The sequence below is a fragment of the Rhodospirillaceae bacterium genome, assembly GCA_040219235.1.
Classification (GTDB): domain Bacteria; phylum Pseudomonadota; class Alphaproteobacteria; order Rhodospirillales; family Rhodospirillaceae; genus WLXB01.
In genome coordinates, this window is sequence record JAVJSV010000011.1 from 1,264,020 (window position 1) to 1,285,633 (window position 21,614).

Below are 21,614 nucleotides of genomic sequence, written 5' to 3' on the forward strand. Positions count from 1 at the left end.
GCTAACAGTCCAATCAGACTCTGATGGAACTGGTATTAGCTTTGACGCTCAACTGTGCCTTCGGCCCCAATACGTTCCGCCGCCTTTTTGCGTGCACTCAAGGTTAAGCTGATGTTTGTGATGAGCACGTCATCGCCCGGGCTAAAGGTTAGGGCTTTATAGTAATCAGATAACGCCCGGTCGTATTGCTCGCGATAGAAATGAATGTTGGCGCGATTGTTATAAAAGCTCCATTCCCGTGGTCGTTTGCTGATGGCTTTGTCACAGGTCTCCATCGCTTCGTCGTAGTTGCCTTGTCCTGTCAGGCCAATGCACAAGTTATTAAGGGCTGCTGGCACATTGTTCGGTGTGAGTTCCCCAGATCTGAGAGCTTCCCGGGCCAGGCTGACTCCTTTGTCCCACTTGCTCCGGTCTAAGGCATAGGCGGAATCGTTCACCAGGCCGTTGCCACGGCTGAACATTTGAGCATCAGATGCGGGCACCAAAAACGCAACGCTTAAGCCAAAGGCCACCGCACCGGTTATAAAAAAGCGCATCATCAGTCTCCCTAAGGTTCGATACTGAAACTCGACTATACCACAGCCTGGACGTTGACCTCAAAAGGAACCGGCGTGATGGGGCCGTCAAGAAACCGTGATAATCCCTCGGCTGACCGGCACCGCACAGCCACCCACGCGGACCGTAGCAATACTGCCACTCCTGATGTCTGCTTCAAGTCTGAGCAGACTGGGCCGCCCCATTTCCACGCCTTGTGCAACCGTCCAGGTCTTCTCCCCATCTGCCGCAGGCTCCTGATCAACAAGCCAGCCTGCGAGCGCTGCGACAGCAGACCCCGTTGCAGGGTCTTCAGGTATGCCATGTGCTGGAGCAAACATACGCGCACGGACATCAATACCTTGCTCCTCTGTCTCGGTGGTGAAGACAAAAACGCCGCTTGTTTGGCGATCAGACAGGTAGTGCTGCCAAGCCGACATGTTGACTGATGCGCGGCGCAAATCGGTCAGGGTCTTCAGGGCAATAAACGAGAAGGGGGCCCCACAACTCCAGAGCCCTTTTGAATCGTTGTCTGGATCGAAAGAACTTATATCCAAACTCAAAATCTCAGCCCAAGCTGATTGTGATATGTGCTGTTCCAGCTGGATTGGCAGTTGCGCGACACTTAACTTTGCCGATAGAGCAGCGCTACCAGACCTGAAAACCGATACCGGCACGACCCCAATACCTTCCTCGAATGTGTAGTGGTATTGGTCTTGGGTGGCTTCATCCCTCAAGGCCAGGGCAACGGCTGTTCCTAATGTTGGGTGACCTGCAAATTTCAGCTCTGTCATCGGCGTGAATATGCGAACGCAGTGCGTGCTCCGCCCATCTTTTGGCGGCAGTACAAATGTGGTTTCAGACAAGTTAAACTCGCGGGCGACCGACTGCATCTGTGCATCGCTGAGCAACTGCCCATCGAGCACAACAGCGAGTGGGTTCCCCCCAAACACTCTGTCCGTGAACACGTCGAGCGTGACGAACGCACATTCCATACTTTTTAAAACTCTGGCGCGGCGTCTCTGTTAGACAGCATATGGCAATTCACCAGGATGAAGCCAAGATTCAGGCCAAGCCGTTCGGCGTCGGGTTGGGTGAAGGTGTAGCCGAAAAACGCTCCCGGCGTACCGTCCGTATTGCGCTCAAAAATGTACATCACCAGGCTGTCCCGGGTGTAGGCACCGACCTCATTGTTCATCGGCCAATCCACATTTCTGAGATTGATCTCAATGGTACGTGGGGTATCTTCGTTGGATGTAAACCGCGCCATGCCCCCTTGGTCGGTGATTTTAAGGTCGCCGTAACGGGTGAACGGAATATCGGCGCCGCCCGACACACCCGGCATATCGGCGTAGCAGGTGAAGTTCCGGGCCCGGTTCAGCTTATGATACACCTTGTCCGGATTGCCGGTGATTTGTGTTCCGTCCTCCAGGTAAGTGCCGTCGCGGAGCCACAAGGCATTTTCTGCCAGCATCATGTGATAATCGGTAATGGCCATGCCCTTGCCGGGCCAGTCCCAGCGGCATTCACCCTCTTTCATGGCGCCATGAAACTGTCCGGCCTCACGCCGCCAAAATACGTCACATCCGGGCAGAATCATGGTGTTTTCCGGTGTACGATCTTGAAGCAAGTCTGGTTCCAGATGAGCATCTTTATAGGTGGCGATCATGTCCTCGCCTTCGAGATAGTATATCTTCATCCGCACGGCAGCTTCTGCGTTGTCTGCGCTCAGAGAATAGAGGCGCAGGCGGTAGGGGTTGTCCGAGTCATTGTCACGATGGTCCCGCACAAAAAACACGTATTCGCCAAAGGCCGGCAGATCCACGCGCATGAATGTCGACGTCAGTCTTTCATGGCGCGCTTCTTCACGAACGCCCAAACGGCCATCAAAGTATTGTTGCTCACGGTTGTCGTAAGTTCCTGGCAACATCTCTGCGATAATCGTCAGATCCCGCTCTGCGGGTGTGCCGTCCTGACCCTGGGCCAGGGCTGAGACAGCCCACAATGGCGTAAGCGCAATGACAGCAAGCGTGAATACAGTAGCGGTTATGCGGTTGTGATTCATGGCGTTCTCCCTTTCTTGCTGGGTCCACTTTAGCACCCAAACCGAGTAGGGGAATACGTTACAGCGTATCTGTCAGCCGCCAGGGATGATCGTTTTCCAGGCCCGATAAGGCGATAATTGTAACCGGCTCGCAGTCTTGCATCTCAATTTGCAAGGTTGGTGCAAGCGCTGCCCAGGCATCTTGCGCAGCCTGTTCATCAGAAAACATCGCGACAATGATGTGACTGCCCGGCATCAGGTTTTCGAGCCGTTCAATGCCTTCCGGGCCAGAATCAGCAAGTACAGTGCCCTTGTGCCGCTCAATACCCTCAAGGAAGGGGTCGGCAAACCGTCGCCAGCAGCCTGGTGTTTTTGCTGCAGCCATGGCAACCAGATACCCACGTGCGCCGGGGATAGGGTCTTCCACTTTATCGACCCCCGCGAGCCCAACGGCAGCAAAGCGCCCAGCCTTTTTGCGCACCGTATAGGCGTCACGGTAGTCGTCTGACCACCAAAAGCCTGACACGTCCTCAGGCGAGGGGAACCGGGCCAGCATCACGGACAGGTTTTTGAGGCCGCCAGATAAAAACGACACACCACCGGTTTGCCCGCCCATGACCAGGCGGTAACCGCTGTGCTGCTTATAAATGGGCGGCAACAAACTTTGGTATTTGTCCATCCCAGTACGTTCAAGCGGCGTGCCGAGGACAAGCAGGTAACCATGGCGTCTTATCATGGCAGCACAATGCCTTTGCTGTGCTTAGTTTTCAACAGGTGAAAGCGATGTGCATTGACATGCCTTGAACCACTATGCATTATTACCTAGAACTACAATGTATTACATAAAGTGAAGGACTAACTCGGCATGACTCAGTCAAATCCCCCGTTTATGAGTGGTGTGCCAGAACTGCTTATACTGCAGCAGTTAGCGCGTCAGGACATGTATGGATACGAATTGGTCAAAGCCATTCGCACGGTGACAGGTGAAACAATTTCTTTGGGAGAAGGGGTCGTCTACCCCGCGCTCCACAGCCTTGAAAAATCCGGCGCTTTAAAATCGACACGGCGTCCTGTGAATGGCCGCACGCGTGTGTATTACGCAGTAACGGCTAAAGGCCGCCGTCGGCTTGAGACTCTAACCGAGAACTGGCATCGCATCAGAAACGGAATTGAATCTGCTTTAATGGAGACAACATATGCTTGATGCTAGCTTAATTAGTTTTTCGGCGATGACAGACCGTCTCCTTCGCGGCGGCGTTGCCCCGCGTCATGTGAGGCGGACCATCGCTGAGTTGCAAGACCACTTTGTTGATCTACATACGGAAGCCATGGGACGCGGTTTAAGTGCTGTGGAAGCTGAAGCTGATGCGCGGTCTCGATTGGGCAAAGAAGATGATCTGGTGCAAGAGGTTTTGAATAAACCTGAACTCAGGTCTTGGGCGTCACGCTGGCCATGGTTGATCTATGGATTCGGGCCGATGCTTGTGATGAGTGTGGCTGTGGTCTCGTCACTTCTCTTTTTTGCGGGCGGCATGACCGCCGCCAAAATTGTTACGGGCGCGCGATATATTCCGCCGGTATGGACACAAGACCTCATCGGCGGAGTGTTTTTTTCTGTCGTTCATCTCCTGCCTTTGTTGATCGCAGCAATGGTTTGCCGTGAAGCTGTTCTGCGGCGGACGGCACTTGTCTGGCCGTTCACTGGTGTTGCCTTTCTTTGCATCATTGCTGCTGCATTCGATATCGGAGGAACATGGCCGGCTACACCAGAGGCGGAAGGAGTCTTAGAGTTGGGCTTTGCCTATGCAGCCCCAGTTCCCTTACCCGTAGAGAATTATCTTCGCGCCGGACTTAACTTAAGTTTTGCGACAGCATTTCTATTTTGGTACCGGTCACGTCAGGGCGCTTGAATTCGGTAGCGGTGGAATTTATTTACCAAAATAAAAGCGGCGGCCCCAAAGGACCGCCGCTCGTTTTAGGTTCTGAATTTTGTAACGTTTAGAAGCGGTAGAGCACTTCTACGCCATAACGGGCTTTGTCACCCGGGTGGATAAACGATCCGCCAAACTCAGGTGCCGGAATAACTTCTTCCAGATATTCCTTATCAAACAGGTTTGTCGCAAAGCCTGTAATGGCCCACATGTCAGATTCAATGCCGACGCGCAAGTTGACTGTGCCATAGGCGTCACGCTCTGCCCGGCCGTAATTGGCGGGACCAAACAGAGAGGTGTTGTCCTGGTCTTGAACCGTGTGGAACCACGTTGGTCCGACGAGGCTGTAGTCGGCCCGGCTGACGAACTCGATTTCGTTTGTGATCGGGAACTGAGCTTGAATCCCGGCGTTGACCGTGTAGTCGGCTGTGTACGGGGCCTTGTTGCCGACCGTATTTGGCCGCACCGCATTGCCCTTGATTTCACTATCCAAGATGTTGAAGCCGCCAAAGATACTGAAGTTCTCAGACAGCGCCGCGTTGGCTGCAAATTCGACACCATAAATATCAACATCGTCGATGTTGTTGACGATACGCAGCAGGCCAAAGGCTCCGACAAAGAACTCGAAGAACTGCATGTCTTCGACGCTGGTGTAATAGCCAGCACCTTCTAAGGTCAGGCGATCCTCAAAGTAGCTGCCTTTGAACCCAAGCTCGAATGCGCTTGAGGTTTCCTTGCGGAAAAAGTCTTCAATCGAGACATTGGTGCCAAGGGCATCATTGATGAACAGGTCAATGGTTGCTTGCGACCCTGAGCTGTTAAAGCCACCGGATTTAAAGCCGATGCCCCAGTTGGCAAACAACGTTGTGTCGGTGCCAACATCCCAGGTCAAACTGATCTTAGGCTGAATTTCTTCAAACGCCCGCTCTTGATCGGGAATGATACCGGACGGGTTAATCGCCGGGTTCAGGCCAGGGTTGATGGGATCGCCGCCCTGGAAGCCATCGCTGGGATCAAAGTCGATATAGGTCGACCGTGCATCGGTTGGCACAAGGCTGCGGCTTTTCCGTTCTTCCCGGTCGTAGCGCAGAGCCACCGACAATTCGACATCATCATTGATGTCATAAGCAATGTTACCGAACACCGCGTAGACCTTGCTGTCGAATTTATCGTGAACCAACTGCTCGGTGGCATTGGGCTGACCCGCCGGGACGAACAACTGGGGTGTCACCGTGGTCACATCTTCAATACCGGTGTTTACGCCCACGCGACGGTTCAAATCCAGGAAGTACGCGCCAACCAGCCAGCGCAACTCCTGATCAGCCGGAGAGGCCAAGCGGATTTCAAAGCTGATGTCATCTTGAAAACGCTCTTGATACTGGGTGCCATCACAGGATGTTGCTGTGTAAGGTCCAAGAATTGAGGACGCGGCATCCGGCCCCAGGAACTGTGGTCCTGGCAAGGTCACGCCGGCGGCATTCAGGGCGTTAATACTGGCGATACAGCTTGGCTCTTGGAAGAAGAACCCAAAGGCTCCGGAGGTGCCGTCAGCGCCCAAATTGTTTTCAATGTCTGAATACAGCGCCCAGGCGGTTAAGGACCCCCAGTCATATTCCGCATCGTACTTGGCGGAGACTTCGATGGTTTTTTGCTCATTAAAAGAATCAATCTGGTTGACGAACTGGAAATTATGTTCGTTGACGTCTTCAAACAGCAGAGGATTACCGAACAGGTCGGCGAGGAAGCTGGCCGCAAAGGCCGGGTTGAAGGAAATCGCGGCGGCATCCACTTCGCCGTAGCGGGCTTTAACATCTAAAGTGGATGTGTCGCTGGTATCGAAGACGAAGCGGGTTGAGATGTTGTAGTTCTCAAAATCGTCGACATTCTTTTGGTTGGAGGTTTCATTAAAATAGAACCCATCCGAATCCCGCCAATCGACCTGGAAGCTTGCACCAATGGTGTCGCTCAGCGGGCCAGCCATGTAGGCGGAGGCGTAATAGCTGTCATCATTGGCACCAGAGACTTTGAGCTCGCCTTCAAACTCATCGCCGGGTTGCTTGTTGGTGATAATGATCGCACCAGCAGCGGCGTTACGGCCATAGATGGCGCCCTGCGGGCCTTTTAGAATTTCAATCTGTTGCAGATTGGCGTATTCGCGATTCAAGGCCGCTGGATTGGTATGAAGAATACCATCAATGATCAGCGCAAAGCTGTTCTCGGCGTCGCGGGCCCCGTTGATGCCGCGAATGTTCACCTGGGTGTCGCCCACTTCAGCGGCGTCCACGATGGTTACGCCTGGCGTTAAGTTAATGAAGTCTTCCGCGCGCTGCACACCGGCGCGTTCCAACTGATCTGCGGTGAAGGCCGTGATGCTGGCCGGTACATCCTGCAAGGATTCAGAACGTTGACGGGCGGTTACGATGATTTCTTCAATGGCAACTTGTTGCGCAAATGATGGCGCTGTCCAAGTCGAGCCCAACAGCAAGGCACTGGTGGACAGTAACAAGGTCTTTTTCAGCGGTGAGCAGTTCACTGTGTCTCTCTCCTAGATAACGGTTCCGTTTATCGGAACGCATAACACGGTTACGTCTGATGAGCGGGAATAGATGCCTCTCGGACGTCACGAGTGGCGTAGTCGCACCTGTGATAACGCATGAAAGCTACGCGAAAACGAGATCGTTGCAACGCACGGACCCTCGGAAACGGCTGAAAATAGCCGATTCCAAAGGACTGTGACAGTTCTGACACAGACAAATTTTTACCGCTTAAGCAGGTGGAATTAAGGGGAGCGCGTAAAAACTGTTCGAGAGTCTGGGTTTCTGCCCTTAACCTTCCTAAAATTCGGGGACACTATTCAGGGGCAAGGTCTGATTTGTCTGACGCAGCCCACAAGAATACGGGGAAGGGAAAGCCACGTGAGAAACCTTAAAGCAGCATCGCTCTCAGTGTTATTCGGGGTTTTGGCGAGTGTCAGCAGCGTCGCCGAAGACTTGGACTATTACCTGCCGTCTGGCGTTTCTTATGATCCGGCAATTCCCACACCGGATGCCATACTCGGATACGAAGTCGGGGCGTATGTCTCTAACCCGGGCAACGTGACCGCATACATTGAGGCGGTTGCCGCCGTTACAGATCGCATAAGTATCGAAGTGATTGGTCGCACCCATGAGCGTCGTCCGATCCATATGTTAACGATATCTTCGCCGGAGAACCTCGCACGCATTGACGATATTCACGCGAAGCACCTGGCGCTGAGCGCGCCGTCTTCATCGCAAGCCGTCGAAGACGATATGCCGGCCATCACCTGGCTCGGGTTTGGGGTGCATGGCGACGAGATCAGTTCCATGGAGGCGGGACTGTTAACTGTCTATCACCTGGCCGCCGCACAAGATCCCGCCACTCTCGCGCATCTTGAAAATACAGTGGTGCTGTTGGTGCCAGTGCTGAACCCCGATGGCTATAACCGCGCGTCAACGTCCTTGAACACTTATCGCGGCGAAGTACCGGTTGCCAACCTGCAACATGCAGAACACAACGGCACCTGGCCACGCGGGCGGACCAATCACTATTGGTTTGACCTCAACCGCCAGTGGATGGCGCGCACGCAACCGGAAGCCCAGGCATGGGGCGCGCAGTTTCAAAAGTGGAAACCCCATTTATTAGCGGACTTTCACGAAATGCTGATCGAGTCCACTTACTTTTTCAGTCCGGGAATCGCTGAGCAACGCAACCCGTATATTCCCGAGCGGGCAACGGAGCTTACTCGTATCATTGGCACCTACGCTCAGGAGTATTTGGACAGCGCGCAGGAGCTTTATTACTCCGAGGAGTTTTTTGACGATTACAACCCGGCCATGGGCTCCAACTATCCGTTGCTGCTGGGCAGTGTTGCGTTCCTGTTCGAGAACCGTGGTTTTGAAGGTTTGCTGGCAGAAACGCCCACTGGCGACATCACCTTGGGGTCCCGCGTCAAACGGCATTTTAACATTTCCCTGTCCATGGTGCGCGCTGCATCCGATTTGCGCGAAACCCTGCTCGACTATCGCCAGCAGTTTGGCTCCATGACTCGCGAGGCTGCGGCGTCAGACCGGGTTAAGGGCTATGTATTTACCGCCCATGGTGATGACGCGCGGATGTTCCATTTTTTGGACATGCTTGATCGCCTGGATATTGATGTGTACCGCCTTGCGCGATCCGTGCGGGACGATGGCGTAACCTTTGAAACGGCCAACAGTTATATCGTGCCGACCAATCAGCCGACCTACCGCCTCATCCGGAATCTATTTGAAACCAGAACGGACTTTGGTGATGTCGTGTTTTATGACGCAACAACCTGGACCAAGCCACTGGCCTTTGGCCTGACCTATGCCGGCTTAACCGCGTTTGGCACTGACCTGCTTGGTGATAAAATAGACCCCACATTCCCGGTCAAAGACGCGCCTGACCGCGCCGCCTACGCCTATGTGTTCTCATGGGAGGGGTATTACGCACCGCGGGCCGTGACACGTCTGCTCAAGGAAGAGGGGCATGCCAGGGTCGCATTGCAGCCCTTCACAGCCATGACCACACAAGGGGCCGTCGACTTTGAACCTGGCGCGATCATCGTTCCGGTCGGTGACGGACAGCCGCTCAGCGCAGAGGCATTGCACAGCGTGATAACAACGATCGGTAAAGAGGATGGTATTCAGGTCTATGCCGCCATTACCGGACGCACCGAACGGGGTATCGATTTCGGCGGCAACTATGCGCAGCCTTTGACCATGCCCCATGTGCTGATGCCCATCGGCGAGTCTGTACGCTTTTATGACGCCGGTGAATTGTGGCATCTGATGGATTACCGCATGGAAATCCCGGTCCTGATGCGCGACGCCGGGGTCTTGCGCAGCACCGATTGGTCCCGTGTGACTCACTTGGTATTGCCGGACGGCAGTTACGATCAATGGAGTGATGATCAGGTCAGACAGATTGATACCTGGATCAAACAAGGCGGCACTTTGGTTGCCATCAAGCGGGCGGCACTATGGGCGGTCAAGAACAAGCTCATGGATGTCGACATCATTGATGACTTTGCCATCGTCGGCTTCGGTGCGCCAACGCCCGCTAGCGATGAAGACGCTGATGCGCCGTTGCCCGAGCGGCAAGACTACGCCGTCAAAGAGAACGTCGAACAGGCCCAACGGATCCGCGGCACAATCTTTGAAACCGATGTGGACATCACACACCCCATTGGCTTCGGGTATACGTCCCGGTTGCAACCGTCCTTTCGAGAAAACCGCATCATTTTAGGCCGCTCGAAAAATCCGTTCGATACCGTCGCTCAATACACCGATACGCCGCTGATGAGTGGATTCGCTAGTGCGGATAACATCGCTAAGGTTGCGGGGGCGGGTGCTGTGCTGGCTGAACGGCGGGGCCAGGGGGCGGTTGTGCTGATCTCCGATAACCCGAACTTCCGGGCCTGGTGGTTCGGTCCGAACAAGATGTTTCTCAACAGCCTGTTTTTCTCAACGGCCATCAAGGCCGAGTTTTCACGCTTTGGCGAAGCGGCGGAAGAGTAAGGTTTAGCGTTCGCCCGCAGCATACGCCGTGCGTCCGGCGTTAATGGCGTCTGCGACGGCTTGGGTTTGACCGCCGATCTCACGGATCAAGCGTTGGTGTGTGCCGGCAGACGCGGCCTTCCAGGCCGCCCGTTGGTCTTTGGTGAAAACATGGGCGGTGAATCCTTCGCCACCCGCATTGGCCAGGGCCGTTGCGGTCATGCCGGCGATAATGGTCCGCACGCCTGCGGTGCTCGCAAAAGTGTCGATCACGGCGCGCCGGTCTGGCTCGGAGAGGCCGTCCAGCCAGTTGGTGTTGGCCAGCAAAAAGCCGCCCAGAAAAAAATGTTCCGTCAGCATAAAATGAGGCGCTTCCGGCACCAGACCCGTGCCCGTGTAGGCGATGGTCGGTGTTAAGCCCCCATCGATCAGGCCGGTCTGTAAACCGGGTATGGTCTCTGGGCTGGTGATATAAATCACATCCGCGCCGACCGACTCCAGGAACAAACGTGCGGCAATGTCTTGGGTCGCGCGCAGGCGCACGCCCTCCGCCTCTTGCGGCCACAGAATAGGACGGTTGGCGTAAATGTTCTGCCCACCCAGATCCAACCAGCGCAAAATCGTTAGTCCTTTTTCCGCCATTAACGGTGTGAACACCTCGAAGAAAACCGTGTCGACCACGTGGTCAAACTCGGCCTTGCTGTCGAACAGGAAAGGCGCACCCAAATACCCAAGTTCCGGCAAAATGTTGGACAGCACCAGGCTTGATAGGGATGCGACCTTGATGCGTCCGCGTCGTACGCCGGAAAGTATTTGTTCTTCCGGTCCGCCCTCGCCATGAATCAGCAGTTGCGGCGTTAAGCGTCCCTCCGACTGTGCCTCAAGGCGCTCTGCATAATCGTAAAACACGGTGGCGGCAGGCGAGCCGGGAATGACGAAGCCGCCAATCTCAACTTGCTCTGCCTGCGCCTGAAGACCGCCAAAACACCACAGTTCTACGGCAAAAAGTACGGCAAAAAGTATGCGTCGCATCAGTTGGCGTCTAACCACTTGGTCATGGCCGCGCTGATCTTTTCCGCGCCCGTGTCGAACACATCATCGACAATACCCGGTAATTCTATCATGTCCGCATCGGGCAGCAGTTCAGCTTTGGCTTTGCGGGTTTCCTCCAGCAGCAATTCATGGGGTTGCAGCACCAGAACGGGCTGTTTCACCAGCGGGAACCTGTCCTCGGGCGCATAAGTCCAGACCGCGTGATAGGCGTACCAGGACTTGTCGAGGGAATGAATGTCTTCCAGAAATACTTTCGCCGCGCGCTCCAGCGAAACGCCCTCCGCCCGCTTGATCACGATCAGGTACCAGCGGTTCATGATGAAGGTTCCGTCTTCTGGCAGAGGTTTATCCGTCGGTAATCCAGCCAGAATTTCGGCGCGGGTTTTTGCATCCCGATAGGCGATGCCCGATACCACCACGCGGCGCACCAGATCCGGACGTGTAATCGCCAGTTCCGTGGCCATGAACACTCCTGTATGAAATCCGAACACATCAACCGGGCCTTTGCCCTCCTTGCCGTATCCCATGGCGACCAAGGCATCCTCGAATGCGCCGGTGAGAGCGGCCATGTCTTGGGGTTTAGCGGGGCGGTCAGATTCCCCATAGCCCGGGGTATCGAAGGCAAGGGCGATACGATCTCGACCAACAATCTCTAGCAGGGGGCGGTATTCTTCAGCAGACTTTGGGTTCTGGTGAAAAAAGACAATCGGTGTTTTGCTGTCACCCCCATCCACTGGTTGCGCCATATGGTAATGAATCTGGCCGAACCGCGCGTCGACATAGCCTTTTTTGTAGATCACCTGATCCTCCGCTGCCGCTGATCCAAACAGGAAAGGCATAAGAGTTATGGCGAGGGCGGCTGTAAACGCGCCAAGTCGTTTGTCCCGCATGCTGGTCTCCTGAGCTGATCAGTTTTTATGAGGCGTTAACCATCGCGCCATTTAGGACGAAGTGCCACCACAAAAAAAGCGTGCGGTTTTCTAACGTTTTTTAAAACAGATTAAGTTGTGCCCCGCGTTGATCAGTCGGGACGATAAACTTCGATGTAGTCAACGCGGCCGAGTGTAAGTTCAGCCGCAGTCTTTTCGCCGCCAAACTGAAGCGCCGCGACAAAGCATCGGCGTAGGGGCCACGGCCAACCTGACGACTGCCCCAGGCCGGGTGATAATCGCGGCCCTCGTTCATAGAGCGAATCAGTCCCATAATGCGACCGGCGCGATTGGGGGCATTTTCGTTCAGCCATTCCTGAAACAAGTCTTTCACCTCCAGCGGCAGGCGCAGGACCACATACCCGGCTTCGCTGGCGCCGGCTTCACTGGCGGTGGTCAGAACATTTTCCAGTTCGTGATCGTTCAACCCGGGTATGGCTGGTGCAAACATCACCCCAACAGGAACCCCAGCTTTCTTGAGTTGACGAATAGCGTCCAGGCGGCGTCCTGGCGTCGCGGCGCGCGGTTCCATCGTGCGGGCCAGCCGGTGATCAAGCGTGGTCACCGACACCGCGACTTTCGCCAGGCCCTTTGCCGCCATGGGGCCGAGAATATCCAGATCGCGGGTGATCAGGTTTGATTTTGTGACGATCGCGACCGGATGATTGAACCGTGCCAGCACCTCCAGAATCGAGCGGGTGATTTTGCGCTCTTTTTCCAGGGGCTGATAAGGATCTGTGTTGGTCCCCATGGCAATCACGCGCGGGCGATAACCCGGTTTGCGCAACTCGTTTTCCAGCAAATGCGCGGCGTTTGGTTTGATGAAAATTTTGGTTTCGAAATCCAATCCGGCAGAGAGTCCCAAGTAGGCGTGGGTCGGGCGCGCAAAGCAATACACGCAGCCATGCTCACAGCCACGATAGGGATTGATAGAGCGGTCAAAAGGAATGTCAGGCGATTGATTACGGGCCAGAATGGTGCGGGTTGAATCCTGCAACACCTGGGTGCGCAGGGGCTCCGGCGGTGCGTCAAGATTTCCCCAACCATCATCCGCGGGGGTGAGGCGCGCGCGCTCATAGCGTCCGGTCCAGTTGCTAACCGTGCCACGCCCGCGTCTGGCGTCAGGGTGCACAATGGGGGGAACGGCGGCAGTGTGTTGACCGGCCGTGCGCAAGTTATGTGGGACTGTTTCCATATCCCAATCATACACAACAATTAGAACAAAACAAGAACATTTGTTATGAAGCGTTATTCAGAGGCTACAGCAGCGCGTTGACCACCAGAAACAGAACCCCGGCCAGCACCGCTGAGGCTGGCACCGTCACCACCCAGGCGGCGGCGATGCCAAGCAAATGGCGTCGCCTAACCAGCCTTCGCTTACGGGCTTTAGCCCAGCGGTTAAAGGCTAAATCCGAGCTGTCCGGGGCTTCCAGCATGGCGGGCTCTGTCCCCTTAGGGCTGGCGCGGTTGAACTGTCGATTGACGATAAATTCGCGCAGAAACCCAACGCCGAACACCCCGCCAACGGCAATGTGGGTTGAACTGACGGGGAGGCCGAAGCCAGACGCGATAATCACCGTCAAGGCCGCGGACAAGGCCACGCAAAAGGCACGAATGGGATCAAGTTTTGTGATCTTCTCGCCAACGATTTTGATGATCTTAGGACCAAACAAGAGAAGTCCGATCGAAATGCCTATCGCGCCGATGGCGAGAATCCAAAGCGGTAAGGTAACCTGACCTGCAACGCCTCCGCTCGTCACGGCATTGACGATCGCCGCCAGCGGACCGACGGCGTTGGCGACATCATTTGAGCCATGTGCGAAAGACAATAAAGCCGCAGCGCAGATCAATGGACTGCGAAACAACTGCCCCACCGCTTTGCGCGAATTTTCAATACGGCTGGTATCTCTTAAGGCTGAAAATCGAATCAGGCCATAGGCGATGCCAAAGGCAGTGCTTCCAATCAACACAAGAGCCCACACTTCAGGCTGCCATAATTTCTTTAAACCCTTAGTCACCAGATACACGGAAAACGCCGCGGCCATGATTCCCACCAACATCGGGATCCATCTCTGCGCCGCCGCCACTTTGTCTGTTTTAAAGAGCACTGCAAATTTGATGAAGGTCAGAAAAGTGGCTGCGATAACGCCTCCTAAAAACGGCGAGATAATCCAACTTGCCGCAATCGCTGACATGACGGGCCAATCAACGGCGGTGAGCCCTGCCGCTGCGATGCCAGCCCCCATAACCCCGCCGACAATTGAGTGTGTGGTCGACACCGGCGCGCCGATTAAGGTTGAAAGATTCACCCATAGGGCTGCCGCCAGCAGCGCGGCCAGCATGGCTGCGATGAAGGTGTCTTGATCTGCAAAAGACTCCGGACTAACGATCCCCTTAGAGATTGTATTCACCACATCGCCACCGGCAATCAGCGCCCCGGCCGCTTCGAAGGTGGCCGCAATAATCAAGGCGCCAGCCATTGTTAAAGCCTTTGAGCCTACTGCCGGACCCACATTATTGGCGACGTCATTGGCGCCAATGTTCATGGCCATGTACGCGCCGACAATGGAGGCAATAGCGATCACGGCGTAGCCGTCCGATGACCCCGATTGCAGGTAAGTGTAGAGCCACACGGCCAGAACGAACAGCAGCCCGAAGCCCATATCAAGGCTTTTCAAGCCGGCATAGTTCGCGGCCTTCTCTAGCTGGACAATGCGTTTCAGATCTTTATCGATCGCCGTTTTCTTGGGTGTTTTTTGTAGGGGCCCTGGGGGAGGCGTGAGCAATGACATCGGGGAATAATCGCCCATCTATACAGTGAAGATTTGGGGGTGAGTCATAAATCTGTAATAATTATGAAACAGAAGTTGCGATGTTTAGGCGGTATGGTCAATGTCCAGTCAACAAAACGGCCCAGAATGTTAGGATTACTTCGCTTTCGGCAGTGCGCCGCTTTGCCATTCCAAGAGGGAAAGGAGGGACGGAGGTTCTTGCTTATTACCTCGCTGGATACGCGCCGATGGATTATTCCCAAAGGGAATGTCGAGCCTGGGTTGTCAGCGCGCGAGTCTGCTGAATTAGAGGCCTTCGAAGAGGCCGGAGTGATCGGCAAGCTGCATTATGCCAGCGTCGGTTCATACACGTATCATAAAGAAATTGGCGACGAAGCGCTGTTGCATCGCGTCAAAGTGTTTCCGCTCGAAGTGAAGCAGGAATTAAAAGACTATCCCCATTTTCAAAAACGCGAACGCATGTGGATGGGGGGCGATAAAGCGGCCGGGCTGGTCGACGAACCAGATCTCAAAAAAATGATCTTACGGTTTTCTGATTGGTCTTAGCCAGCTTCACCCCAGCGTTGCGAAAGGTTTACCAACGTGTGCCGACCCCTACTCTGAACCGCGTGTCTTTCTGATCAAAGCCAAGCAGGCTCTCGCTGTAGCCGCTGATAAACTGGGCGTGCAGGTTTGGCGTGAACAATTTCTGGATGAAGGGAAACGGTGTCGTCGCGTCAATCTGTAACGTGGCTTTTTCCTGCGCATCGCCTTTGCGCAGGGATGCCATGAGACCTAAACCACTCTGCCGACGTTCATTCCGTTGCATCAAACGCACGGCTATTTCTGCATGGCCACGGAAATCGTCAATGTCTGGGTTGTCAGCCGTGCTGCCCACATACATCCATGTTTTTGGCTTCACGGATAATTCCCACCACTCGCACTCCCGGCAGCCTTGGGCGGGCCGTTCAAAGTCATATACAAATTCGGGCTGAACATAGGCGTAGTTCAAACTGCGTGAGGCCAGGCCGTCTTGTCCGTTGGACTCATGCATAAACCCGACGCGCACATGGCGCAGGCCGAGGCCCGGGAAAATGAGATCTTCCGGATGAGAGGGATCACCGATGTCGAAAAAAAGCTCTGGCTTATAAGAGGAATCCCGGAACGGCTTGGACGCGGAATCAAAGTCCCAAAACGACAATTGCGTATAGGCGACGTTCAGGTTTTGCAGCCAGCGCAAGGGGGAGGTGTCCTTAATATTGTGAAACAGCCGGTATTTGAAACTGATCTGGAATTTGACCTCGTCAGGATTGAGACCATAAACAAAGTACATCGGCTCATGGATGCCAAAGGGCGCATCCTCAGTGGGCTGGTAGACGTCATCGACAGCGGCCGAGATCGTTTCGATCACCGATCCCTCATCCGTGGCTGCGTTTGCGGAAGTCAGTGTCAATTCTGTAGAGGGCGCGCGCACAGCCCGCGCGGATTGCGTCGCAGGTGAGGCGACCTCGACCAGGACAACCGGTTTTTCCGGCAGATCGACTTCCAGTCTCGCGAATCCGGTCCAGGCGGCTGGCACCGTTAATTCGTAGGTCTGGGTCACGAAGGCTCCAGGAGAGAGCGTCTGAGTGGCGGGAGTTGATGCATTCACGCGGGTTAATTGGCCCCGTATGCTGTCCGTGCCGCCGCTCAGCACGTAAGACACGCGGCCAGGAATCTTGACCTCAAGCGGAGCATCTGACGGATTCGTAAACATCACGTCCACGGACGTGACTTCCCCGGGCCATAGCAGTCCATCGGGCGCGATCAAAATGGCCTTTGCTGTGGTCTCGGCGACTGCGGGATAGGCCATAAAGAGGCCAAACACCATACTTATGAGAAAGCGACGCATCTCATTGTCTCCAATTTTCAGGAAGCAAAGTGCTTCAGGATTTATGTGCGGCAAATAGTCGGGGACTATTTAAACGATGATGAGCGTTAACTGTTGCGTTAAATGATTATTCTTTTTTGGCCGCCACGGCTTCAAGCTCAATCAACACCTCTGGTAAGGCCAGCGCTTTGACATAGACCAAGGTGCCGGCTTGCGTGCCGCCCGGATTGTATTTCTGGCCTGCTTTGACAATCGCACCAATATCAGCCGGGTTGATCATATACAGATTGGTTTTCACCACATCGCTCCAGTCCATGCCTGCGTCTTTCAAGGTTTGTTCGACTTTGGCGTAAACAATATCTGCCTGGGTTTCGGCATCCGGCGGCGTGAAACCCTCAGCATCCGTCGCTGTTTGACCGCTGATGAACAGGATGCGTGAGCCTGGCGGAATTTCAACACTGCGCTGCGTGTAACCGCCGGTGGGATTGCGCACGATGTTTGTAGACGTTGTGTCGGCTGCTGACGCGGCACACGCCATACAGGTGACGGCCACTGCGGCAAGCGTTGTGGTGAGTGAAGAAGTCTGAGGCACGGCTTATCCTTTCAATAGGTTTTGAGATGCGCCAAGGATGACGTGTTCAAGGGTGAGGGAGCTTTGTCTGCCCGTCAACCGAATCACCTTGACACAAACGCCTGTCCAACCGGTATGGTTCGCCGCAACCCATCTTTCACCCTGCGGAGCGACTGCATGTTTGTCCTGCGATCTGTTTTTCTGGCTGTGATTCTCTCAATCGTCGGCATGAGTCCTGCGTTTGCCGAAGCTGTGCTGCATCGGGGAAATGGCACAGAGCCGGACACTTTGGACCCGCATCGCGCGGCCAGCGTTTGGGAACACGACATCATTGCCGACATGTTTTTGGGCCTCACCGCAAAAAATGCAAAAGGCGACGTTGTTCCGGGTTCGGCGGAAAGCTGGACCGTCAGCGAAGATGGTTTGGTTTATACCTTCACGCTGCGGGACAATCTGTTTTGGTCAGACGGGGTGCCGGTTAAGGCCAGCGATGTGGTGTTCGGCTTCCGCCGCATTCTCAATCCCATGACCGCCGCGCGCTATGCGTCTCTTCTCTATCAAGTCAAAAACGCCTATGCCGTTAACACCGGCGAGATGGACCCAACAGATGCAGGCGTGCGGGCCATCGACGCTCAAACCGTTGAAATAACCCTGGAGAGTCCGGCGCCGTTTTTGCCTGAACTCTTAACCCACTACACCACCTACCCCATCCCCCAGCATGTGGTCGAGGAGCATGGCGATGACTGGGTGCGTCCCGGCAACATGGTGTCCAACGGGGCCTATGTATTGCAGGAGTGGGTGTCGAACGGCCACGTTAAAGTGACCAAGAACCCGCTATTTTATGACGCAGATAACGTCGCCATCGACACGGTCTACTTTTATCCCATTGAGGACAGTCGCACGGCTGTCAAAATGTTTAAGTCCGGCGAACTGGACATGAACATCACCACCGGTGCGTTTCCGGCGGCGCAGCTGGAAGACCTGCTGAAAGAACTTCCGGGCGAGGCGCGGGTGTATCCCTATCTCAGTTCCAGTTATATGCCGCTGAACGTGACGCGTCCGCCATTTGATGACGTGCGGGTGCGCAAAGCCGTCTCCATGCTGATCGACCGCGGCATCATCAATCAGCGCGTGGTCGCCGTTGGCAATATCTCTGCCTATTCCTTGGTGCCGCCGCTGACCGCCAATTATCAGGCCGGTGCGCAACTGGATTTTGCAGGATTGTCTATGGAGGCCAGAACCGAAGACGCCAAACGCCTGCTCGCCGAGGCTGGTTACGATGATAGCAATCCGCTGACGTTCGATCTGATCTACCGCAATTCCTACGACAATGGCCGACGGATTTCCGCCATTGCGGCGATGCTGCGGCGTGCGGGTGTGATCGCCGATGTTGTGGCCATGGAAGCCCGCGTAACCTATGCACGGATGGAGCAGCGCGATTATCAGATGGGCGATGGCGGCTGGGTCGCTGACTACAACGATCCCTATAATTTCTTGTATCTGCTGATGTGTGAAGCGGGCCCACTCAACTGGGCTGGGTACTGCAACCCGGACTATGATGCGCTGATTAACCAAGCGGCGAAAACTTTGGATATGGTCGAGCGGGCGCGCCTGATGTCAGAGGCGGAGCAACTGATGCTCAACGACCACCCCATCATCCCGATGGATTTCAGCACCCATCGCAATCTGGTGTCCAAGCGCATCGCCGGCTTTGAAGACAACATCACCAACACCCACCGGACCCGGTATTTATCGTTTAAAGATTAGGTCCATCCCGGCCTTTCAAAACGCGGGTGGTCCGGACATGTGATCACGATCCTGTGTGATAGCGCGATGCTGATCGACCTTGCACCGGGACTCAAGCCATAGTGGAGTCCGCTTTTTTGAAAGATGAGGCTGCCATGATCCGCATGCTTAGCAAAACCCTTCCTGCAGTTGCTTTGGCTTTAGCGTTGGGCATGCCGTTCATGAGTCATGCGGTTGATGCTGAGATGCAGCGCGACGCCAACGAACGGGCCGCCCGTTTGGCCTTTGAATTGCGCAATGATCCAGGCACCCCAGTTATCGGCAATCCCAACGGCGACGTCACCATTGTTGAATTTTTTGATTACCAGTGCCCGTATTGCAAGGCGGCGGAACCGCGCCTGAAAGAGTTGGTCAAACGGGATGGCAACATCAAGTTTGTGATCAAAGACTTTCCCATCCTCAGTGCAGTGTCTGTTGTGGCCTCAAAGGCGGCTTTGGCGGCGGACCTGCAAGGCAAGCACGAAGTGATTCACAACGCGCTCATGGATCACCGTGGTCAGCTTGATGAAGACCGGGTGTTTAAAATTGCCGAAAACGTTGGGTTGGATGTCGCCAAGCTGCGCCAGGATATGCAGTCTCCGGCAGTGACCGACCAGCTCATCGAAAACTTCAATCTGGCCCGCAAGCTCAAAATCTCAGTGGTGCCCGGTTACATCGTTGACGATAAAGTGCTGTCGGGGCTGTCGTCAGACACCGTCACCTCGGCCATCAACTTCGACCAGGAAGTCGCGGAAGCCCGCGCCAGATAGCACCCACCAGATAACACCTGCCAGATAGAGCGTTTTCAGTTAGTCGTCCAAGCGCCGCACCCAGGACTGCCCTGGTTGGTCCGGGTCAGCAGTGCTGATCACCTTGACGTTGTGCCGCGCTCTGTATTCAGCTTGCTTAGCTTTAAAGTCAGAGCGCTCAATCCGTTTGTCCTGATACAGAATAAAGGCGCGCAGCCCGCCAACATCTTCGTCTTCATCATAAATGATCCCGAAGTTTTGCCGGAACCGGTGGTTGGGCGTCGTGAAGTTGAAATACATGCGGTAGGTGTCCACGCCGGTCTTTGCGCTGGGGCGCACGCGCACGCCATCGTCATCACCTAAGACTTTGTAAACCACAGACGGGTCATAAGCTCCTGAGCTATGGTCCATCTGGATCTTGCCCAATGTACCATCCTCATCAACCAGTTCGCCTGTGGTGATGATGATCAGCTCAATCCCTTCGTCCTCGGCCATCAGGCCCTTGCCATACCGTGTGGTGGCAATGCCTGCCGGATAAAACCGGTGTTCGCTTTCGCGAAACTGCGTTCCGTCCAACTCGATATGGACCAGACTGTTATAGGACCGCACCGTGTAGTCCATGTCCGCCGTAAAATAGGTGTTCTCGCTCGCCCACCATCCTGACATTTTTTGCCAGAACGGGAAGTCCGATAATTTTGCGTCTTGCGCAGAGGCGCTGCTGGTGAGAACCAGCAATCCAACTGCGGCGGCGTGAATAAATTTCATTCGAAAAACTTTCATTCGGCTAAGCATCTAAAAATTTGATGACAGCAGCAGAGCGTTCCTCTTCTCTCGCCGTCACCGGCAGCACCAGATGCTCTGAGTTCGGCACCAGGGCTGCGGCTTCTTCCACCGATACATGCAACGGGTCCGCCCGATGCGCCATGCAGAAGGTCGGCACCGTCACCAGAGGCAAGCGCTCATGGGTTTTGTGGCGGAACACCGCATTGTAGCCTTTGTAATAATGATCGATCGCTTTCATCACTTCCATCACCCCGTTGTGCAAGGTGGCCGCTGGCCAGGGTTCTTTGCCCAGATAGTGCTCGGCATCGCGTTTGTAGTGCGGGAAGTACACGCCCATGTCTTTCATAAAGTTCCACGCCCAGATGAAGTGCTCGCCGTTCTCCTGCGGCTTCACTTTCGGGGCGTAGTTTTCCAGCATGTCAGCGGCCAGATCTGGATCAAACAAGGCCACGCCGTCGAACACCAGTTTGCGCACCCGGTCGGGATGGGCGATGGCAATTTCCATGCCCACGTTGGCGCCGGTATGACTGCCGTACACATCCACCTTCTCCAGACCCAGCGCATCCCAAACGCGCACTACACTGTCAGCGTAGTACACCAGGTCCGGCTCTTCAGGCTCCGGTGGCACAGACTCGCCGAAGCCCAAGGTGTCGGCGGCAATACAGCGGCGGGTTTGGCCCAGGATCGCCACCAAGTCACTCAGGCCTTTTGAGGAGCCCGGTCCCGCATGCATCATGTACAGGGGCAGGGGGCTGTCGTCGGTGTGTTCCCCGGCGTGACGGTAATGCACCAAGCCCTCTTTGATTCTGACAAACGCGCGATCGACTTCCATGGCAGCATCTCCTGGTGTTGTATTCTGTTTTGAGTTCTGAGCAGCGGCGCGTGGGCTGACGGTGGTGGTTGCGGTGGCCGAGGTTGCGGCCGCCGCCGCTGTTGCCCCCATCATGGTCCGCCGTGTCAGTCGTGTCAGCATGAAACCCTCTCCTCGTGATGCCCCAGAATAGACGTATCTCTTGCGCTCAGGCCAGAGGTGGCTAGCTTGGGAACGTGCCGCGTT

At 55.0% G+C, this 21,614-nt stretch carries 19 protein-coding genes; 6 read left to right on the plus strand and 13 right to left on the minus strand.

Annotated features, from left to right (window positions below; all coding sequences use genetic code 11):
• Positions 1–35: 35 nt before the first annotated feature.
• The 4 genes from RIC29_09860 to RIC29_09875 all read right to left on the minus strand — a co-directional run bounded on the left by RIC29_09860 (position 36) and on the right by RIC29_09875 (position 3,314).
• Positions 36–539, minus strand: coding sequence for a tetratricopeptide repeat protein (locus RIC29_09860; protein MEQ8735218.1), 504 nt, complete (start codon positions 537–539; stop codon positions 36–38).
• Between the two features lie 84 nt (positions 540–623).
• Positions 624–1,529: a PhzF family phenazine biosynthesis protein gene (locus tag RIC29_09865; GenBank protein ID MEQ8735219.1), complete on the minus strand. Its 906-nt coding sequence runs from the start codon at positions 1,527–1,529 to the stop codon at positions 624–626.
• Between the two features lie 5 nt (positions 1,530–1,534).
• A complete protein-coding gene (locus tag RIC29_09870; GenBank protein ID MEQ8735220.1) occupies positions 1,535–2,599 on the minus strand; it encodes a chromophore lyase CpcT/CpeT in 1,065 nt (354 codons plus the stop codon).
• Positions 2,600–2,657: 58 nt separating this feature from the next.
• Entirely contained in the window at positions 2,658–3,314 is a 657-nt protein-coding gene (locus RIC29_09875; protein MEQ8735221.1) for a DUF1330 domain-containing protein, read from the minus strand.
• Positions 3,315–3,443: 129 nt separating this feature from the next.
• Here RIC29_09875 and RIC29_09880 point away from each other — a divergent pair, with 129 nt between their 5' ends.
• Both RIC29_09880 and RIC29_09885 read left to right on the plus strand, forming a co-directional pair.
• On the plus strand, positions 3,444–3,782 hold the full coding sequence (locus RIC29_09880) for a PadR family transcriptional regulator (protein ID MEQ8735222.1): 339 nt from the start codon (positions 3,444–3,446) through the stop codon (positions 3,780–3,782).
• Positions 3,775–4,488: a hypothetical protein gene (locus RIC29_09885; GenBank protein MEQ8735223.1), complete on the plus strand. Its 714-nt coding sequence runs from the start codon at positions 3,775–3,777 to the stop codon at positions 4,486–4,488. Before RIC29_09880 ends, RIC29_09885 begins: the two co-directional genes overlap by 8 nt.
• 88 nt (positions 4,489–4,576) lie before the next feature.
• Here the strand turns inward: RIC29_09885 and RIC29_09890 are convergent, their stop codons facing one another.
• Positions 4,577–7,042 carry a TonB-dependent receptor gene (locus RIC29_09890; protein ID MEQ8735224.1) on the minus strand — a complete coding sequence of 822 codons (2,466 nt, stop codon included), beginning with the start codon at positions 7,040–7,042 and terminating at the stop codon, positions 4,577–4,579.
• A 382-nt stretch (positions 7,043–7,424) separates the two neighbouring features.
• Here RIC29_09890 and RIC29_09895 point away from each other — a divergent pair, with 382 nt between their 5' ends.
• On the plus strand, positions 7,425–10,067 hold the full coding sequence (locus tag RIC29_09895) for a M14 family zinc carboxypeptidase (GenBank protein ID MEQ8735225.1): 2,643 nt from the start codon (positions 7,425–7,427) through the stop codon (positions 10,065–10,067).
• Positions 10,068–10,070: 3 nt separating this feature from the next.
• Here the strand turns inward: RIC29_09895 and RIC29_09900 are convergent, their stop codons facing one another.
• From RIC29_09900 to RIC29_09915, 4 genes are all read right to left on the minus strand, one after another.
• On the minus strand, positions 10,071–11,078 hold the full coding sequence (locus RIC29_09900; protein MEQ8735226.1) for a TRAP transporter substrate-binding protein: 1,008 nt from the start codon (positions 11,076–11,078) through the stop codon (positions 10,071–10,073).
• Positions 11,078–11,989: a hypothetical protein gene (locus RIC29_09905; protein ID MEQ8735227.1), complete on the minus strand. Its 912-nt coding sequence runs from the start codon at positions 11,987–11,989 to the stop codon at positions 11,078–11,080. Before RIC29_09905 ends, RIC29_09900 begins: the two co-directional genes overlap by 1 nt.
• A 100-nt stretch (positions 11,990–12,089) precedes the next feature.
• Positions 12,090–13,223 (minus strand): PA0069 family radical SAM protein, encoded by a 1,134-nt coding sequence (locus RIC29_09910; GenBank protein ID MEQ8735228.1) that lies wholly within the window; start codon positions 13,221–13,223, stop codon positions 12,090–12,092.
• 64 nt (positions 13,224–13,287) lie between these two features.
• Positions 13,288–14,820, minus strand: a complete 1,533-nt coding sequence (locus tag RIC29_09915) for an anion permease (GenBank protein ID MEQ8735229.1) — start codon at positions 14,818–14,820, stop codon at positions 13,288–13,290.
• Positions 14,821–14,946: 126 nt separating this feature from the next.
• Between RIC29_09915 and RIC29_09920 the strand changes: the two genes are divergently transcribed.
• Positions 14,947–15,366: an NUDIX hydrolase gene (locus RIC29_09920; protein ID MEQ8735230.1), complete on the plus strand. Its 420-nt coding sequence runs from the start codon at positions 14,947–14,949 to the stop codon at positions 15,364–15,366.
• Between the two features lie 28 nt (positions 15,367–15,394).
• Here RIC29_09920 and RIC29_09925 read toward each other — a convergent pair whose 3' ends face one another.
• Positions 15,395–16,690 (minus strand): phospholipase A, encoded by a 1,296-nt coding sequence (locus RIC29_09925; GenBank protein ID MEQ8735231.1) that lies wholly within the window; start codon positions 16,688–16,690, stop codon positions 15,395–15,397.
• A gap of 106 nt (positions 16,691–16,796) precedes the next feature.
• Positions 16,797–17,261, minus strand: a complete 465-nt coding sequence (locus RIC29_09930; protein MEQ8735232.1) for a RidA family protein — start codon at positions 17,259–17,261, stop codon at positions 16,797–16,799.
• A gap of 156 nt (positions 17,262–17,417) precedes the next feature.
• Here RIC29_09930 and RIC29_09935 point away from each other — a divergent pair, with 156 nt between their 5' ends.
• Together RIC29_09935 and RIC29_09940 are read left to right on the plus strand one after the other, a co-directional pair.
• Complete coding sequence (locus RIC29_09935) at positions 17,418–19,007, plus strand: peptide ABC transporter substrate-binding protein (protein ID MEQ8735233.1); 1,590 nt, start codon at positions 17,418–17,420, stop codon at positions 19,005–19,007.
• A gap of 134 nt (positions 19,008–19,141) precedes the next feature.
• Entirely contained in the window at positions 19,142–19,795 is a 654-nt protein-coding gene (locus RIC29_09940; protein MEQ8735234.1) for a DsbA family protein, read from the plus strand.
• Positions 19,796–19,834: 39 nt separating this feature from the next.
• On the opposite strand, the gene RIC29_09945 is transcribed toward RIC29_09940, so the two are convergent.
• Both RIC29_09945 and RIC29_09950 read right to left on the minus strand, forming a co-directional pair.
• The gene (locus tag RIC29_09945) at positions 19,835–20,539 is read right to left on the minus strand and encodes a hypothetical protein (GenBank protein ID MEQ8735235.1); all 705 of its coding nucleotides are present in this window, start codon (positions 20,537–20,539) and stop codon (positions 19,835–19,837) included.
• A gap of 19 nt (positions 20,540–20,558) precedes the next feature.
• The gene (locus RIC29_09950) at positions 20,559–21,530 is read right to left on the minus strand and encodes an alpha/beta hydrolase (GenBank protein ID MEQ8735236.1); all 972 of its coding nucleotides are present in this window, start codon (positions 21,528–21,530) and stop codon (positions 20,559–20,561) included.
• Between the last annotated feature and the right edge of the window lie 84 nt (positions 21,531–21,614).

Coding starts and splice junctions, on each gene's coding strand:
- RIC29_09860 (MEQ8735218.1), bottom strand. CDS start 539: ATGATGCGCTTTTTTATAACCGGTGCGGTGGCCTTTGGCTTAAGCGTT.
- RIC29_09865 (MEQ8735219.1), bottom strand. CDS start 1,529: ATGGAATGTGCGTTCGTCACGCTCGACGTGTTCACGGACAGAGTGTTT.
- RIC29_09870 (MEQ8735220.1), bottom strand. CDS start 2,599: ATGAATCACAACCGCATAACCGCTACTGTATTCACGCTTGCTGTCATT.
- RIC29_09875 (MEQ8735221.1), bottom strand. CDS start 3,314: ATGATAAGACGCCATGGTTACCTGCTTGTCCTCGGCACGCCGCTTGAA.
- RIC29_09880 (MEQ8735222.1), top strand. CDS start 3,444: ATGACTCAGTCAAATCCCCCGTTTATGAGTGGTGTGCCAGAACTGCTT.
- RIC29_09885 (MEQ8735223.1), top strand. CDS start 3,775: ATGCTTGATGCTAGCTTAATTAGTTTTTCGGCGATGACAGACCGTCTC.
- RIC29_09900 (MEQ8735226.1), bottom strand. CDS start 11,078: ATGCGACGCATACTTTTTGCCGTACTTTTTGCCGTAGAACTGTGGTGT.
- RIC29_09905 (MEQ8735227.1), bottom strand. CDS start 11,989: ATGCGGGACAAACGACTTGGCGCGTTTACAGCCGCCCTCGCCATAACT.
- RIC29_09910 (MEQ8735228.1), bottom strand. CDS start 13,223: ATGGAAACAGTCCCACATAACTTGCGCACGGCCGGTCAACACACTGCC.
- RIC29_09915 (MEQ8735229.1), bottom strand. CDS start 14,820: ATGTCATTGCTCACGCCTCCCCCAGGGCCCCTACAAAAAACACCCAAG.
- RIC29_09920 (MEQ8735230.1), top strand. CDS start 14,947: ATGTTAGGATTACTTCGCTTTCGGCAGTGCGCCGCTTTGCCATTCCAA.
- RIC29_09925 (MEQ8735231.1), bottom strand. CDS start 16,690: ATGCGTCGCTTTCTCATAAGTATGGTGTTTGGCCTCTTTATGGCCTAT.
- RIC29_09935 (MEQ8735233.1), top strand. CDS start 17,418: ATGTTTGTCCTGCGATCTGTTTTTCTGGCTGTGATTCTCTCAATCGTC.
- RIC29_09940 (MEQ8735234.1), top strand. CDS start 19,142: ATGATCCGCATGCTTAGCAAAACCCTTCCTGCAGTTGCTTTGGCTTTA.
- RIC29_09945 (MEQ8735235.1), bottom strand. CDS start 20,539: ATGAAATTTATTCACGCCGCCGCAGTTGGATTGCTGGTTCTCACCAGC.
- RIC29_09950 (MEQ8735236.1), bottom strand. CDS start 21,530: ATGCTGACACGACTGACACGGCGGACCATGATGGGGGCAACAGCGGCG.